17 protein-coding genes and 1 pseudogene are annotated in these 15,497 nt (G+C 40.4%); 15 read left to right on the plus strand and 3 right to left on the minus strand.

All coding sequences use genetic code 11. The features are described 5' to 3' along the window. Window positions 1–301 precede the first annotated feature (301 nt). From RBQ60_RS01785 to RBQ60_RS01795, 3 genes are read right to left on the minus strand one after another with little or no spacing between them, the layout of a single operon-like run. Entirely contained in the window at window positions 302–499 is a 198-nt protein-coding gene (locus RBQ60_RS01785; protein WP_307884893.1) for a DUF951 domain-containing protein, read from the minus strand. Window positions 500–502: 3 nt separating this feature from the next. Further along, entirely contained in the window at window positions 503–1,360 is an 858-nt protein-coding gene (locus tag RBQ60_RS01790; RefSeq protein ID WP_307884894.1) for a mechanosensitive ion channel family protein, read from the minus strand. 2 nt (window positions 1,361–1,362) lie between these two features. Then, a complete protein-coding gene (locus RBQ60_RS01795) occupies window positions 1,363–2,061 on the minus strand; it encodes a gamma-glutamyl-gamma-aminobutyrate hydrolase family protein (protein ID WP_307884895.1) in 699 nt (232 codons plus the stop codon). Between the two features lie 187 nt (window positions 2,062–2,248). Between RBQ60_RS01795 and RBQ60_RS01800 the strand changes: the two genes are divergently transcribed. The 15 genes and pseudogenes from RBQ60_RS01800 to RBQ60_RS01870 all read left to right on the plus strand — a co-directional run bounded on the left by RBQ60_RS01800 (window position 2,249) and on the right by RBQ60_RS01870 (window position 15,286). Further along, window positions 2,249–2,947 carry a 5'-methylthioadenosine/adenosylhomocysteine nucleosidase gene (locus tag RBQ60_RS01800; protein WP_307884896.1) on the plus strand — a complete coding sequence of 233 codons (699 nt, stop codon included), beginning with the start codon at window positions 2,249–2,251 and terminating at the stop codon, window positions 2,945–2,947. Window positions 2,948–3,194: 247 nt separating this feature from the next. Continuing rightward, window positions 3,195–3,653, plus strand: coding sequence for a hypothetical protein (locus RBQ60_RS01805; protein ID WP_307884897.1), 459 nt, complete (start codon window positions 3,195–3,197; stop codon window positions 3,651–3,653). 139 nt (window positions 3,654–3,792) lie between these two features. After that, window positions 3,793–4,347, plus strand: coding sequence for a hypothetical protein (locus RBQ60_RS01810; RefSeq protein ID WP_307884898.1), 555 nt, complete (start codon window positions 3,793–3,795; stop codon window positions 4,345–4,347). Between the two features lie 13 nt (window positions 4,348–4,360). Beyond that, window positions 4,361–5,152, plus strand: coding sequence for an HAD family hydrolase (locus RBQ60_RS01815; protein ID WP_307884899.1), 792 nt, complete (start codon window positions 4,361–4,363; stop codon window positions 5,150–5,152). A 23-nt stretch (window positions 5,153–5,175) separates the two neighbouring features. Next, the gene (gene mtaB / locus RBQ60_RS01820; RefSeq protein ID WP_307884900.1) at window positions 5,176–6,474 is read left to right on the plus strand and encodes a tRNA (N(6)-L-threonylcarbamoyladenosine(37)-C(2))-methylthiotransferase MtaB; all 1,299 of its coding nucleotides are present in this window, start codon (window positions 5,176–5,178) and stop codon (window positions 6,472–6,474) included. Between the two features lie 105 nt (window positions 6,475–6,579). Further along, window positions 6,580–6,840, plus strand: a complete 261-nt coding sequence (locus RBQ60_RS01825; protein WP_307884901.1) for an IreB family regulatory phosphoprotein — start codon at window positions 6,580–6,582, stop codon at window positions 6,838–6,840. Between the two features lie 15 nt (window positions 6,841–6,855). Then, window positions 6,856–7,284 carry a Holliday junction resolvase RuvX gene (gene ruvX / locus RBQ60_RS01830; RefSeq protein ID WP_307884902.1) on the plus strand — a complete coding sequence of 143 codons (429 nt, stop codon included), beginning with the start codon at window positions 6,856–6,858 and terminating at the stop codon, window positions 7,282–7,284. A gap of 36 nt (window positions 7,285–7,320) precedes the next feature. Next, window positions 7,321–7,623, plus strand: a complete 303-nt coding sequence (locus RBQ60_RS01835; protein WP_307884903.1) for a DUF1292 domain-containing protein — start codon at window positions 7,321–7,323, stop codon at window positions 7,621–7,623. A gap of 696 nt (window positions 7,624–8,319) precedes the next feature. Next, on the plus strand, window positions 8,320–10,002 hold the full coding sequence (locus RBQ60_RS01840) for a ribonuclease J (protein WP_307884904.1): 1,683 nt from the start codon (window positions 8,320–8,322) through the stop codon (window positions 10,000–10,002). A 249-nt stretch (window positions 10,003–10,251) separates the two neighbouring features. Beyond that, window positions 10,252–11,010: pseudogene (locus RBQ60_RS01845) on the plus strand (ribonuclease HII); the annotation flags it as partial. A 42-nt stretch (window positions 11,011–11,052) separates the two neighbouring features. Continuing rightward, window positions 11,053–11,373 (plus strand): YraN family protein, encoded by a 321-nt coding sequence (locus tag RBQ60_RS15400; RefSeq protein ID WP_307885963.1) that lies wholly within the window; start codon window positions 11,053–11,055, stop codon window positions 11,371–11,373. Window positions 11,374–11,383: 10 nt separating this feature from the next. Next, on the plus strand, window positions 11,384–12,193 hold the full coding sequence (pgeF, locus tag RBQ60_RS01855; RefSeq protein WP_307884905.1) for a peptidoglycan editing factor PgeF: 810 nt from the start codon (window positions 11,384–11,386) through the stop codon (window positions 12,191–12,193). A 138-nt stretch (window positions 12,194–12,331) separates the two neighbouring features. Then, window positions 12,332–13,657, plus strand: a complete 1,326-nt coding sequence (gene der, locus RBQ60_RS01860; protein ID WP_307884906.1) for a ribosome biogenesis GTPase Der — start codon at window positions 12,332–12,334, stop codon at window positions 13,655–13,657. Window position 13,658: 1 nt separating this feature from the next. Continuing rightward, window positions 13,659–14,270: a glycerol-3-phosphate 1-O-acyltransferase PlsY gene (plsY, locus tag RBQ60_RS01865; protein ID WP_307884907.1), complete on the plus strand. Its 612-nt coding sequence runs from the start codon at window positions 13,659–13,661 to the stop codon at window positions 14,268–14,270. 26 nt (window positions 14,271–14,296) lie between these two features. After that, entirely contained in the window at window positions 14,297–15,286 is a 990-nt protein-coding gene (locus tag RBQ60_RS01870; RefSeq protein WP_307884908.1) for an NAD(P)H-dependent glycerol-3-phosphate dehydrogenase, read from the plus strand. Window positions 15,287–15,497: the final 211 nt, after the last annotated feature.

Below are 15,497 nucleotides of genomic sequence, written 5' to 3' on the forward strand. Positions count from 1 at the left end.
AAGACATAGACATTACTCTAGAGGAATACTGGAGTTGGGGTGTAAGAGAAGCAGGATGAGATTATGACTGTGGGTGGCTTGAGTATTTCTCCTTTATAGGGGGAGTCATGAAATTTAGCTTTGCTACACTTAGGTAGAAGCCGTTTCTTTCGCCTGATAAACATACTAAGTTGTAATAAAAGATAGTTATTTTACGCTCACCGGCATAGCCAGTGGTTTTTATATTGTGGTAGCCAAACAATAAAAAAACAGCCCCATGATTGGGGCTGTTCGGTGTAAAGTTTATAAGCCTCAGGTGAGTTTAAACCTCTTGGCTTTTTCCTTCGGTAACTATTTTTTTTACGTTTTTCTCAAATTTTACCCTTGGTAACATTACCATGTGGCCGCATCCACAGCATTTGATTCGAAAATCAATACCTGTACGTAGAACTTCCCACTGATTGGATCCGCAAGGGTGAGATTTTTTCATTTGCACGATATCTCCAACGGAGAAAACCATAATTTATGCCTCCTTTTGCTGCACAATATGAATGGTACGCTGAGGGAAGGGGATTTCAATCCCTTCTTTGTCCAGACGGTTTTTAATACGCTTACGCAGCTCTGCTTCCACTGCGTAATTGGTTTTAATTTGGCACTTTGTAACGATACGGATAGAAACAGCAGAATCATCCAAACCAACCACACCTACCACAACGGGTGGTTCTATGATAGTTTCGATATCAGTGGTTTTTTTCATTTCGTCTTCCAAAATTGAAAGGGCTTTGTCTATGTTTTCTCCGTAGGAGATGCCTACTGTTACGATGGCGTTAATAAAGTTATCACACAAATTGGTAACAGTACCAACACTACCGTTGGGGACGATATGCACTTTGCCTTGGAAGTCTCTTATTTTTGTAGAGCGCAGGGTTACACCTTCCACAGTTCCTGTAATGTTTTGTATGGTTACGATGTCTCCCACTGCATAGTGGTCTTCAAACAGAATAAAAAAGCCTTCCAGCATATCGGTGACGATACTTTGGGCACCCAAGCCAATGGCAACGGAGCCGGCACTTGCCACCACTAACAAGGATTTGTCGTCCACGCCTAAAAGTTTCAAAATTGAAAAGAGTCCTATGAAGTAGATAAGATACTTCAGCACACTGGACGTGATGGAATTTAATGTGTTTGCCTTTCTATCCGTCATTGCCAGACGCTGTTTTTGGGTTTGTTTCTTAAAGAATTTTTGGGCAATACCATTGGCAATACGAATTAAAAACCAACAAAGTAGCAGAATTCCAGCAACTTGTAAAATTTTTACTCCAATCATTGCCGCTTTATCTAAAACCCATTCAACTCCCATAATCTCTTGTAATTTTTCCATGATTACCTCCTATTTGCATGAAACACCCCTGCGGCGTTTACGAAAGCAGAAAAAAGTAATTTTTGTTCTTCTGTTTCCATAGCCTCTGGGTGCCATTGTACTCCGATTGCGAAAGAACTTTCAGTATGTTCGATGGCCTCTATTAAGTCGTCTTGGCTTTTTGCACAGACTTGAATACTATCACCCAGCAAGGCCACAGCTTGATGGTGATAGGAGTTTACAGTTGTTTTTTGTTTTCCCCACAGTGAGGAAAGCAAGGTGTTTTCCATTACGATGATGCTATGGGTTCCATAAGGACGAGGGGCCTGTTGGCTATGTTTCAAGGTGCTGTTTGTTTGAACGGAGATATCTTGATAGATTGTTCCCCCTAATGCGATATTCATAACCTGCATCCCCCGACAAATGCCCAACAATGGGATGTTTTTTTGGATTGCCATGTTGCAAAGGGCAAGCTCAAATTCATCTCTAAGAGGGGAGATTTCACCGCTTTCTCGCAAAGGCTCCTGGTGAAACAACAGGGGGTCTATATCCCCTCCGCCGCTAAAAATAATCCCATCTATAAAGGGTGGCAGAACAGCCTCTGGAAAGAGCATAATGGGGTAGCCCCCAGCTTCTGTTACGGCAGATATATAATCCTGATGTATTTTATATCTGCTTGCTACACTATCAAAGTCTGGTGTGATTCCGATTACCGGTTTCATGCAATCATTCCTTTTTCGTTGACTTTCATAACAGTATACAAAAGATGCCACGTTTTTGCAATGGAAGACGAGAAGAAATATGTGTGCTTGTCATATAAGGGGGAACTGTGGTATGATTAAAAAACAAAAATCAGGGCGAAACTGTAACCGTCCAACAAACATTATAAGAGAACGGAGATGAAGGGAAATGAAAACCATTGGCATTATTGGTGCAATGGAGGAAGAAATCCTTTGTTTGAAGGAAAAGATTGAAATTGTTACTACAAAAAATGTTGTTGGCTTATTATTTTATATTGGAAGATATAAAGGGAATAATATTGTATTGGTAAGGGGTGGGATTGGCAAGGTAAACGCAGCCATTTGTACCCAGGCTATGATTGACCACTTTGGCGTGGATTATATTTTGGTTTTGGGTGTTGCTGGAGCCTTGGTAGAAGACCTGAAAATTGGCGATATCGTCATTTCCACTGATGCAGTACAGCACGATATGGATACATCAGCCTTAGGGGACCCAATTGGAACAATTCCAAGAATGGCGGAAAGCTATTTTAAGGCAGACGAAGAATTGATTCGTTTGGCACAAGCATCGGCGGCGGAGATTGCCGAGGGCTACCGTGTTGTTACAGGGCGTATTGCCAGCGGGGACCAATTTATTTGTACAAAAGAGGGAAAGGCAAAAATTCGCAAGGATGTACAAGGCATTTGTGCGGAGATGGAAGGGGCGGCTATTGCCCATGCTTGTTGGCTCAACAGAATTCCATTTTTAGTTGTCCGTGCTATCTCTGACGGTGCCGGGGAAGAAGCAAATATTTCTTACGAAAAGTTCAGTATTATGGCGGCAAAACGTTGTAGTGAATTGGTGGAGAAAGTACTGGAAAAATTGTGATTTTTGCATATAATATCAAGGGGTAAACACTAGAAATAGAAGGAGATTAAAAAAAGTCCATATAGAAGGTATTAATTGCCATACATGGGCATAAAAGTGCCTAAAAAATCACGGTATTTTTTTCTTCTTATTCTCCTTGATTTCTCTTGTCATGGCTGAGTTGTTCCTGTATAATGCAATCAAGAGAGAAATATTTAGCACACAAAATATTTTTGACCAGAGAGCGACTAGAAAGGATGTGCCATCTATGACAGCAAAAACTCATGGATACATTACAAAAGAGATTGAACTGGAACAAGTGTATCAGTTTATTTTAAAATATTTTGATCCAGGTGCGAAAGTAAACCGCTACGAAAATCGTTTTGGCGAAAGCAACGAGATGGCTGTTTATTTCACTTACAAAGGCGAGGAAAGACGACTTTTTACAATGGTGTATAAAAGCCGCAAATTTTCTAAAAATGGAGAAAAGAACCGCATGATTTTCTTAGACTTAGACTATTGGGGTCATAGTGTGGAAATTATGCGTGCAATTTTATCCTTCTTCGGTGGTTGGCTGGATGAAAACGACTGCGATAATGAGGAAGCTTACTACATCGAAGCCCAGGCAGATGGTGTTACCCCGAATATCATCAAAATTACCAGAAGCGAGCTGAACAGACGATTAGGCGGAATGGTTGTAATTGTTGAAGATGAAAGTGAAAATTAAGTGAAATAAAGAGTTTTTCCTTCGGGAAGAACTCTTTTCCTTTTGCTGGAAACCTTGCAAAGGCGATTTTAGATATGATATACTTATAATATCGTTACCTTGCGAAAAAGTTGTACCGATGAAGAAGGGTGGAGTCTTTATGGAACAAAAGGATTTTTGCCAAAAAGTAGACGAGGATATTGACCGCAGCCGTGCAACATGGGACGCTTATTCGTATGATGAAGAAGAAATGTCGGTTTTGTTCCGTTATCTTGTAAATACATATAAGGACAAGATAGAAGGCTTTTGTATCGGCCTTAAAGTGATTCAGCCTTACGAAAAGTCTGCGTTAAAGGCTGAGGCATACCGTGAGAATATTAAAAAAATGGTAAAGCGGTTAGAGGGTTTTCGCTATAATGGATATCAAAACGAAGGCCTATTAGATTATTATTTAAAACTGGAACACAGCGATTTATCTTTGGATGTGGATTTTACCGATTTGCGTTTGGAAATTGGTTTGATGGAAAACATATCTAAGTATGAGAAAGACGAGATTATTGAGAAATTGGGTGAGATGGAAGATATTTGTTCCCAGGTGTTATTTAAACGACAAAAGTGGGAGCGGATGCGAGAGTATTTGGTTTGGTTATCAGGCAAAGATGTAGATATTGCGTTGAAAATCCTCCCGATTTTTTTTAAAATATATAAAAAGTAAGAGGGATAAATAGATGATTAAATTAATTGTATCGGATATGGATGGAACACTGTTAAATGATAAAAAAAGTATAGATCCAGAGATTTATAAGCTTTTGCCTAGGCTTCATGAAAACGGCATTCGTTTTGTAGTTGCCAGTGGCCGTCAGTATCCTAGTCTAAAAAAGCATTTTGATGAACATATGGAAGATGTTGTTGTCATTGCAGAAAATGGAGCCTTTGTTGTGGATAACGGCAAAGAGCTTGTGGTTGAGCCAATGGACAAAGAAGAAGTAGAGCATTGTTTGGACAAGATCTTTTCCCTGAAGGGGATAGAACCCTTGCTTTGTGCAAAATACTGCACCTATACAAGAAGCCCAGAGCTTTTAGAACTGTTATCTTCCCCGCTATTTCATTATGAAATGCGTCTTGTAGATGATTTATATCAGGTGAAAGAGGATATAATTAAAGTATCCATGATTTCCCACGAAGGGGAGAGTGCTGAAACCTGCTATAATAATCTTCGTCCATTGCTGGATGATGAGTTGGGTTTGGTAATTTCCGGGGATACTTGTTTGGATACAGGGTTAAATGGTGTTACTAAGGGCACTGCTGTTGGGGCTTTGCAAAAAATGTGGGGGATTACACCGGAAGAAACTGTGGTTTTTGGCGACCAATATAACGACGTGGAAATGTTTAAGCAGGCTTACCATAGCTATGCCATGGAAGGTGCATCAGACGGTGTGAAGAAATTTGCTCGTTTTCAAGCGGGAAGTAATAATAAAGGCGGGGTAGTGAAAGCCATACGGCAATTAACGGGGCTTTGATACCAAAAAGAACGGAGAGAATCATGAAAAGAGCAGCAAGTTATGCCCTTGGTTGCAAGGTGAATCAATACGAGAGTGAGGCCATTGCCGAGCTATTTGCCGAAAAGGGATATGAAATAGTTGGAATTGATGATGTTGCAGATGTATATGTTATTAATACCTGTACAGTTACGAATTTCGGTGATAAAAAGTCCAGACAGTTAATTCGTAAGGTAAAAAGACAGAATGAAAATGCTGTGGTTGCCGTGGTGGGTTGCTATGCCCAGACAGCACCCAAGGAAATTATGGAAGTGGAAGGCGTGAATTTGGTGATTGGCACCAAAGACCGTGGTCAAATTGTAGAGATGGTTGAGGAATACAATCCGCAAAAAGGCGTAGAAAACCATGTTACAGATATTATGAAAGAGCGGGTTTTTGAACCCCTTTCCATTCAAAAGTTAGCAAACCGTACCCGTGCATATTTGAAAATTCAGGATGGATGCAGCCAGTATTGTTCTTATTGCATCATTCCTTTTGCCCGTGGGCCAATTCGTAGCCGTGAACCTCAAGATGTTTTGGCTGAAGTAAAGCGATTGGCGGACAACGGATTTAAAGAAGTGGTTTTAACAGGGATTCACGTGGCAAGCTACGGAAAAGACAGTAAGGATACAAGCTTATTGGATATCTTGCGTCAGGTACATGAAGTTGAGGGAATCAGTCGTATCCGCTTTAGTTCCATTGAACCCAACGTGGTGACAGAGGAGTTTGCAAAAACCATGGCGGAACTGCCAAAGGTTTGCCCTCATTTCCACCTTTCTTTACAAAGTGGAAGTGACAAAACGTTAAAAGAAATGAACCGAAAGTATGATACTGAGAAGTATCGTCAGGCGGTGGCTCTTTTACGAAAGTATTTACCAGATGTGGCTTTGACAACAGATATCATCGTAGGGTTCCCTGGTGAAACGCAAGCAGATTTTAACGAATGTTATGATTTTGCGAAAGAAATTGGTTTTTCCAAAATTCATGTTTTCCCATATTCACCGAAAAAAGGCACACCTGCGGCAGAGAGAAAAGATCAGCTTCAAAACAGCGTTAAGTCTGAAAGAAGTCATAAATTACTTGCTTTAAGCGAAGAAATGACAGCTGACTTCTTGAAGAAATACGTAGGAGAAACAGTGGAAGTATTATATGAAAAAACCTTGGAAGATGGCGTGTACGAGGGGCACACTTCAAACTACATGAAAGTCCATGGAAAAAGCCCAGAGGATATAACCAATAAAATTGTTTTGACAAAAATAACCCATACTGAAGAGGAAATTGCTTTTGGTCAGGTTGGTTTGTAATCATTCTGTAAGGATAATGTTGTTGCAATAAGGTTTGGTTTATATTATGATGAAATAAGATGATAGATGAAAAGCGAACGGATCGCGTGATGGGGAGTGAGAGGTATGAGTAATATCAATGAGACACAATATTTTGGAAGAGTAGAAAAAGAGCCCGAAAACGAAGCAAAAAAGATCCTCATCGCTGTTAGCACGGCCTTGAAGGAAAAAGGATATAATCCTGTAAATCAGATTGTTGGATATATTTTATCTGGCGATCCTACCTATATCACCAGTTATATGAATGCCCGGGTTATGATAAGAAAATTGGAACGGGATGAATTATTAGAAGAATTGGTGAAAGACTATATGGAGCGTAACGATTAAGAAAGAGGAAAACAATTGCGTATTTTAGGATTAGATTATGGAGATAAAACCATAGGGGTTGCAGTAAGTGATCCCTTGGGATGGACAGCGCAGGGTGTGGAAATTATTCGTAGAGACAATCCTGCTGAATATAAGAAAAGTTTAAAACGTCTAGCGGAATTGGTAGAGGAATACAATCCAGAAGGTATTGTATTGGGCTATCCCAAAAACTTGGATAATTCTGAAGGGGAGCGTTGTGTGAAAACAAAGGCATTTGCCGAGAGAGTTGAAAAACGTTTTCCTAAGGTAGAGTTGGTTTTGTGGGACGAGAGATTTAGTACCATTGCCGCTGAACGTGCGTTGCGTGAGGCTGATTTAAGCCATGAAAAAAGAAAAAGTGTGATTGACAAGATGGCGGCTGTGCATATTCTTCAGGGCTATTTAGATAGCAGAAATAGAGGATAAGGACTGTTGCAAACGGAGCTAAAGGAGCAATGACGAATGGCAGACATTTTTGATGAAGTAAATGAGATCGAATTTGAAACAGTGACAATGACAGCAGAAGACGGTTCCGAGGTTGAGTTTTCCATCATCGACAACGTGGCTTGTGGCGGAGAAAGATATTTACTGGTAGTTGAGACAGAATTAATGGACGATGATGAAACAGAAGCGCTTATTTTGAAAGAAAGTTCTATTAATACGGATGACGTAACCTATGAATTGGTTGAAGATGACGCAGAATTTGACCGTGTAGCAGACTTATTCGCCCAAAAAGGCGAAGATTACGAAGTGGAAATCGACTGATTTTAATATCCTTGTTTGGGATTCATTTCGCACAAAATTGCAACGAAAGTAATATCTTTAAGAAGAGGCAGATGGCTAATTTTAAAAAGGCGGTCTGTTGACTACAGCGTTGTAGTAGGGGACTATTCCTTTTTATGTGTACAAGGTGTTGAAGTGAAGATTTAAGAAAAGAATTGAAATTATATACAATGGATTAGTAGCTTGTTAGCCTGCAGGCTAACAAGCTCTACTTCATGATGAATTGGAAAGGGAAGGTATTTTCCTATTTTTTGGTTACAAAATTTAGTGAGAGTGGTGGTTTCTTTCCTAGTAAAAGAGTTGGTTCATTCACTGTCTTTCCAAGGAGGAGATTCCAGTGGAGATGGGCAGACTCAATTATTTCATTTGACTATGATCACAAACGTATAACCAATGCGTTTACGATAGATGAATGGCAGCAGTTTGCCGAATCATCATGTGCGGAAAAAGAAGTAAAACAGAATACGTATAATTTGGCAGAACCTCTGGAAGGAAAACATGGATCGGAGAGATGTTTTCAAAGAAATAGGCGACCTGCCCTTTTTATGTGTACCCAAAATATAGAAAAAAAGAATTTTGTCTATAAGGGTTTTTGTTTTTGCGGTTTAAACTGCGCTTTTTTACGGCATAATAAAAGAATAAGAAAATCGGAAAAGAAAAGTAAAGGAGGTGTGTTTTTTGGCAGGAAGAAAACCGAGACCCAAGGCTAAGCTTAAGGTTGCTGCTTTGGGTGGGTTGGATGAAATTGGGAAGAATATGACCATTTTAGAATACGGAAATGACATTATGGTCATTGACTGTGGTTTGGCATTCCCCAAAGATGATATGTTGGGAATTGATTTGGTTATCCCCGATGTAACATATCTGACCAAAAACAAAGATAAAATAAGGGGTATTGTATTGACCCATGGACATGAGGATCATATTGGGGCATTACCCTATATTCTAAAACAGCTGAATGTACCCGTTTTCGGTACACTTTTGACACTGGGGCTGTTGGAGAACAAACTAAGAGAACACAAAATGTTGGATAAAACCGTTTTGCATACGGTCGTTCCTGGTGAAAAGGTGAAGTTGGGTCAGTTTAACGTGGAATTTATCCACACAAATCACTCAATTGCAGATGCCGTGGCATTGGCTATTCATACACCCATTGGAACCGTTGTGCATACAGGGGATTTTAAGGTGGATTATACACCCATCGATGGGGAAATCATTGATCTGCAGCGTTTTGCTGAGTTAGGAAAAGAAGGCGTTCTCCTTTTGATGAGCGACAGCACCAATGCGGAAAGAAAAGGGTTTACCATATCAGAAAAAAATGTGGGTAAAGTCTTTGAAAGAATTTTTGAAGATTCCCCTAAAAACCGTATTATGGTCGCAACCTTCTCATCAAATATCCATCGTATTCAGCAGGTAATCAATGCTGCCCATATGCATGGACGAAAGGTTGCCATTATCGGCAGAAGCATGGTGAATGCAGTAAAAACAGCTTCTGAATTAGAGTATTTGTGGATACCACCCCGTACGTTAATTGATATTGGCGAAATTAAAAACTATCGTGATGAGCAGCTTGTAATCATCACTACCGGCAGTCAGGGTGAACCTATGTCTGCTCTCTCCAGAATTTCAATGAATGAGCATAAGCAAGTGAGTGTGAAACCTGATGATAAAATCATCATCAGCGCATCTGCCATTCCCGGCAATGAAAAGAGCGTAATCAAGGTTGTGAACGAACTTTTGAAAAAGGGTGCTGATGTCATTTATGGGGATATGGAAGAAATCCATGTTTCTGGCCATGCAAGGCAGGAAGAGTTAAAACTGATGCTTGCGTTGACTAAGCCAAAATACTTCATGCCTGTTCACGGCGAGTTTATGCACCTTGCCAGCCACAGAGATTTAGCCATTTCCATGGGCTTAGATAAAAAAGATATTTTTGTAATGAAATTAGGCGAAGTCCTTGAAATTTCCCGTACGGAAGCAAAGGTCAATGGCACTGTACCTGCAGGACAGGTTATGGTTGATGGCCTTGGTGTAGGTGACGTTGGAAACATTGTATTAAGAGATAGAAAGCATTTATCTCAGGATGGCTTAATGGTGGTGGTTGTAACCATGGACCGAGAAAATGGTACCATTGTTGCAGGGCCAGACATCATTTCCAGAGGCTTTGTATACGTTCGTGTTGCAGAGGACCTTATGGATGAAGCAAGGAAAGTGGTACTTGCGGCTTTAATGGAATGTGAAGAAAAGAACATTACAAGTTGGAATTATATTAAGGGTGTAATTAAAGATACGCTGAAGAATTTCCTTTGGCAGAAAACAAAGAGAAGCCCTATGATTCTACCAATCATCATGGAAGTATAATAGGAAAAACCCCGAAATTGCTTATAACATTAAGCAACTTCGGGGTTTGTTTTTGCTGTTATCTAAAATATTAAAAATTCTTCCAAGGGTTGTTGTTTTTGATATATTTCCTGCTTTTATGCTATAATAAATATCATTCGTATCCCGAAGGGATGTAAATTAAAATACCTTGGAAAAGTAAAAGTCCGTAAGCGATACCTTTCTTTTTCTGCGGTTATGTTATAATGGTGAAAGAAAGGCGGGAAACCCATGCAGTCGATCAAAGAAATTAAAGAACACTTACAACAATGCTCTATGGAGGAACTGGGCGAATCCATTGAAGTTTTTGCTCTGGACCAGCGAAAAGGGGTGCAAAGTGCCATTGAATCAGCACGAAAAAGAAAAGCTTCCCATGAAAAGGAACTGGCTAGGCTGGAAATGATGTTGCAATATGAAAAAGCCTGTTTTGAACAGGGTTATGATCTTATTGCAGGTGTAGACGAGGTTGGACGTGGTCCGTTGGCAGGACCGGTCGTGGCGGCGGCGGTTATTCTACCAATAGATTGCAGGATTGAAGGTGTGGATGACTCAAAGAAACTTTCAGCAAAAAAACGTGAAAGCCTGTATGATGAAATTTTAGAAGAAGCGGTTTCTTACGGGATTGGCGTAATTTCCTGTGAAAGAATAGATGAGATAAATATTTTGCAGGCAACTTATGAGGCCATGCGAGAAGCCATCGCCCAGTTAAACCCTGCACCCAGATTTATTTTGGCAGATGCTGTGACAATTCCTGAAATTTCTATCCCACAACAGGGCATTATAAAAGGGGATGCAAAAAGCCTTTCTATTGGTGCGGCAAGTATTGTTGCCAAAGTTTACAGAGATAGGCTTATGGAAACCTATGATGAGTTATATCCTGGGTATGGATTTGCCTCCAATAAAGGGTATGGTTCAGCGGAGCATATTGCAGGCATTAAAGTTCAGGGAATTTGCCCCATTCATCGCAGAAGTTTTGTAAAGAATTTTTTAACACCGAAGGATAATCAATCAAAGGGTGCTTTAGGCGAAGCATTGGCAGTAAAACAAATGGAACGCATGGGGTATGAAATATTACATAGAAACTACCGCAGTCACGGCGGAGAGATTGATATAATCGCAAAAAAGGATACATACATCATCTTCACTGAAGTAAAATATAGAGCGGGTCGAACAAAAGGTGAACCTTGTGAGGCGGTAGACAAACGCAAACAGGAGCATATCATTCGTACAGCTCAGGCATATATTGCTGAGAGAGGGTTAGAAGGAGATTTTCGCTTTGACGTTGCGGAAGTTTTGGAAGAGAATGGGAAAACTTTTTTCCGCTATACAGAGAATGGTTTTTGGTTAACATAAGGAGTATACTATGAGGATAGAGAGAATTGGAGAAGTTGAGGTAGTTGTTTTCGACAATTTATCTCAAACAAATATGGTGAAGCACTGTTTTACCACTCGCCATGGTGGGGTAAGTCAAGGGTTTTATGGAAACATGAACATGGGCTTAGCCAGAGGTGAGGCCAAAGACATGGTTTTAAAAAACTATGGAATTTTAGGAGATGCCATAGGGTTTTCTAAAGAGAATTATGTGACTTCCCAACAAACCCACACCACAAATGTTCGTCGTATTATGGCTGAGGACAAAGGGAAGGGTGTACTTCGTGATCGGGGATATACAGATGTGGACGGGCTGATTACCAATGTGCCACATATTCCGTTGGTGATTTTTGGGGCAGATTGTGTTCCTGTTTTTTTACTAGACCCCAAGAACAAAGCCATTGGCATGGCACACTGCGGATGGAAAGGCACAGGGGAGCGGATGGCAGAGCGTATATTGCAGGAAATGGTGGATGCCTTTGGTACACAGCCCAAAGATGTGGTTGCCGCGATCGGCCCTTCTATTGGAAAGTGTTGTTTTCAGGTGGATGACCTTGTGGTGGAACTATTTCGAGAGAATTTAGACTTCGCCCATGAGATTATATTTGATGATCCGAAGGAAGTCGGGAAGTACCGCATAGACCTTTGGGAAACAAACCGCCGTCTCTTAGCTGATATGGGTGTGGTAAACATTGAGATGGCAGAACTTTGCACAATGTGTGATACAAACCGTTTCTATTCCCACAGAAAGATGAGGGAAGACAGAGGTGTAATGGCAGGCGTTATGGAGTTAAAAGGCTGAAAACAGGCTTGAACTATTGTATTTGGAAATAATACTGTGGTATAATCCTATAGTGGTTTAGAATGCTATTTTATCTGGTATATAGAATTAGAAACACAAATGATTTTATGAAATAGAGAGATACATGGAGGAATAAATATGAGTAAACCAATCGTAGCAGTGGTTGGCCGTCCCAACGTAGGGAAATCTACGTTGTTTAACCGCTTGGCTGGAGAAAGAATCTCCATTGTTCAGGATACGCCTGGGGTAACCCGTGACCGTATTTATGCGGATGTGGAATGGCTGAACCATAAATTTACTTTGATTGATACTGGCGGTATGGAAATTGGCTCCGAAGAAATCATTCAAAAACAAATTATACAGCAGGCAGAAATTGCCATTGAAACGGCTGATGTTGTATTATTTGTTACAGATGTAAAAACAGGAGTGACCGACGACGACCGTCAGGTGGCGAATATGTTACGCCGCACAAAGAAACCCGTTGTATTGGCAGTCAATAAAGTTGACAGCACAATGCGGGATACTTTGGACATTTATGAGTTCTATGAACTGGGTATTGGGGATCCAATGCCTGTTTCAGCAGGACAGGCTTTAGGCCTTGGAGATATGTTGGATCAAGTGGTTGAACATTTTCCTGAGGAAGCAGAAGGCGGAGAAGAGGACGATGCAATTCGTGTTGCCATTATCGGAAAGCCAAATGTTGGTAAGTCATCTTTGATTAATAAAATTTTAGGGGAAGACCGTTTGATTGTAAGTAATATCCCTGGTACAACAAGGGATGCTATTGATACGCCAGTTACCATAGATGGGAAGAAATACATCTTCATTGATACCGCAGGTATGCGTCGGAAAGCCAAAATCAAAGAAGAAATTGAACGCTTCAGTATTATCCGTGCTGTGGCGGCGGTTGAACGTTGTGATGTTGCTATTTTGGTTATCGATGCTAATGAAGGCATTACCGATCAGGATACAAAAATTGCAGGGATTGCCCACGAGAGAGGCAAGGCGGCGATCATAGCGGTAAATAAATGGGATTCTATTGAAAAAGATGATAAAACCATGAACCGTTATTTAAAGGATATTGGAAATGAATTGGCTTATATGCCCTATGCCCCACGAGTATTTATTTCCGCCTTTACAGGCCAGAGAATTACACGAATGCTGGAATTGATTCAGACAGTAAATGAAAACCATGCACTGCGTATCAGCACGGGTGTGTTAAACGAAGTATTAATTGAAGCAACAGCAATGCAACAGCCTCCTTCGGATAAAGGACGCCAATTGAGACTGTATTATATGACTCAAGTTTCAGTAAAACCGCCTACTTTTGTTATTTTTGTGAATGAGAGGGAATTATTCCATTTCTCCTATCGTAGATATATTGAAAATCAGTTAAGAGATGCTTTTGGCTTTGTTGGCACGCCTATTCATTTTATCGTAAGAGAAAAAGGGGAAAAGGAATAATATGTTTAGAGTCTTTAGTTTACTAATCGGGTATTTTATCGGCTGTATTTCGATGGGTTTTATTGTTGGTAAGATTACAAAAACTGATTTACGTAAAAAAGGAAGTGGAAATCTGGGCACCACCAATGCCCTGCGTGTGTTAGGTTTTCGTGCAGGTTTGGCTACCTTTGTTGGGGATATTCTAAAGGGTGTTATTGCATTCTTTATTTGTAGATGGTTATTCCCTGACAACAACTTATTCGCAGGTATCTATGGGGGGGTGGGTGCTGTTTTAGGTCATGATTTCCCCTTTTACTTGCAGTTTAAAGGCGGTAAGGGCATTGCGGCAACCATAGGTCTTGTAATATCCTTAATCTTTGTATTTTCGCCTATTCTAGGGTTAGTTACCTTTGGGGTAGGTATTTTGGGTGTGGTGTTTACCCACTATATTTCAGTTGGATCTATGGTTTTTTCCATTTGCATTCCACTCAGTGCACTTTTCTTGGGAATGCCAACAGAAGGGGTTGCACTATTTACAGCCTTGGCGATTTTAGCGATTTGGCGACATAAAGAGAATGTGAAGCGTTTGATATCTGGAACGGAAAATAAATTTACGTTGCGTAAAAGTGTGTAATAAGGTTTTACTGGAGGTGGACAGCAGTGAAGAAAGTAACGGTGGTAGGTTCAGGCAGCTGGGGTACGGCGTTGGCTGTTATGCTCCAAAAGCATGGACATGATGTTGTGGTTTGGTCCAGAAGGCAAGATATGGTTGATGAAATGGAAAATGAAAGGGAAAATAAGGCATATTTACCCGGCATTACATTGCCCGAAGGAATGAAGTTTACAACAGACCATGAGCAGGCGGTAAAGGATGCGGAGATTATTATATTATCTGTACCATCTAAGGCTGTGCGTCAAACAGTGACAGCTTTTGCTCCCTTTTTTACCGATAAGCAGGTTTTGGTTAACGTTGCAAAAGGCCTTGAAGAAGGCAGTTTAAAGCGTTTATCCCAGGTGATTCAAGAATGTGCACCCCAATGTGAGGTATGCATATTATCTGGGCCAAGCCATGCAGAAGAAGTAGCAAGAGATATTCCTACAACATGTTTGATTGCTTCTGAAAATGAAGAAGTAGCCAAGATGGTTCAGGGGGAATTTATGAACCCTAGATTTCGCCTATATACCAATACAGATGTGATTGGGGTTGAGATGGGAGCGGCATTGAAAAATGTCATGGCCCTTGCAGCAGGTATGTCTGATGGCCTAGGATTTGGAGATAATACCAAGGCTGCAATTATGACCCGTGGTATTGCAGAAATGAAACGCCTTGGCGTAGAGATGGGCGGTAAGGCAGAAACCTTTTCTGGGCTTTCTGGTATTGGTGATTTGATTGTAACCTGTACAAGTATGCATTCCAGAAACCGTAGGGCTGGCATTTTATTGGGTCAAGGAAAAACCCTTGCGGAAACGTTAGAAGAAATCAAAATGGTGGTAGAAGGTGTAAATACGGTGCGGGTTGCTTGTCAGGTAGCACAAATGCATGATGTGGAAATGCCCATTACCAGTGCCATTGCCGATGTGTTGTTTGGTGGTAAAAATACAGAACAGGCTGTACTCGACTTAATGAGTAGAGACGGTAAGGCAGAATAGGTATAAGAATGAGATGCTTCAATTTCAAATTGAGGCATTTTTTTGTGTAAATATATCTTAAAAGTTTGGTATATGAAGATTATCAAAAACCAACATTTTGAAATACTATGGATAGAAAAAGAGGAAGGATTATATTTTTAGAATCATCATAAGACAATGAAAATGGAGTTTCCATAATATATTTTTTATTCAAAAATGGGTAGGTATATTT

This window comes from Anaerotignum sp. MB30-C6 (genome assembly GCF_030908465.1).
In the GTDB taxonomy this organism is placed as follows: Bacteria; Bacillota; Clostridia; order Lachnospirales; family Anaerotignaceae; genus Chakrabartyella.

Coding starts and splice junctions, on each gene's coding strand:
- RBQ60_RS01785 (WP_307884893.1), bottom strand. CDS start 499: ATGGTTTTCTCCGTTGGAGATATCGTGCAAATGAAAAAATCTCACCCT.
- RBQ60_RS01790 (WP_307884894.1), bottom strand. CDS start 1,360: ATGGAAAAATTACAAGAGATTATGGGAGTTGAATGGGTTTTAGATAAA.
- RBQ60_RS01795 (WP_307884895.1), bottom strand. CDS start 2,061: ATGAAACCGGTAATCGGAATCACACCAGACTTTGATAGTGTAGCAAGC.
- RBQ60_RS01800 (WP_307884896.1), top strand. CDS start 2,249: ATGAAAACCATTGGCATTATTGGTGCAATGGAGGAAGAAATCCTTTGT.
- RBQ60_RS01805 (WP_307884897.1), top strand. CDS start 3,195: ATGACAGCAAAAACTCATGGATACATTACAAAAGAGATTGAACTGGAA.
- RBQ60_RS01810 (WP_307884898.1), top strand. CDS start 3,793: ATGGAACAAAAGGATTTTTGCCAAAAAGTAGACGAGGATATTGACCGC.
- RBQ60_RS01815 (WP_307884899.1), top strand. CDS start 4,361: ATGATTAAATTAATTGTATCGGATATGGATGGAACACTGTTAAATGAT.
- mtaB (WP_307884900.1), top strand. CDS start 5,176: ATGAAAAGAGCAGCAAGTTATGCCCTTGGTTGCAAGGTGAATCAATAC.
- RBQ60_RS01825 (WP_307884901.1), top strand. CDS start 6,580: ATGAGTAATATCAATGAGACACAATATTTTGGAAGAGTAGAAAAAGAG.
- RBQ60_RS01835 (WP_307884903.1), top strand. CDS start 7,321: ATGGCAGACATTTTTGATGAAGTAAATGAGATCGAATTTGAAACAGTG.
- pgeF (WP_307884905.1), top strand. CDS start 11,384: ATGAGGATAGAGAGAATTGGAGAAGTTGAGGTAGTTGTTTTCGACAAT.
- der (WP_307884906.1), top strand. CDS start 12,332: ATGAGTAAACCAATCGTAGCAGTGGTTGGCCGTCCCAACGTAGGGAAA.
- plsY (WP_307884907.1), top strand. CDS start 13,659: ATGTTTAGAGTCTTTAGTTTACTAATCGGGTATTTTATCGGCTGTATT.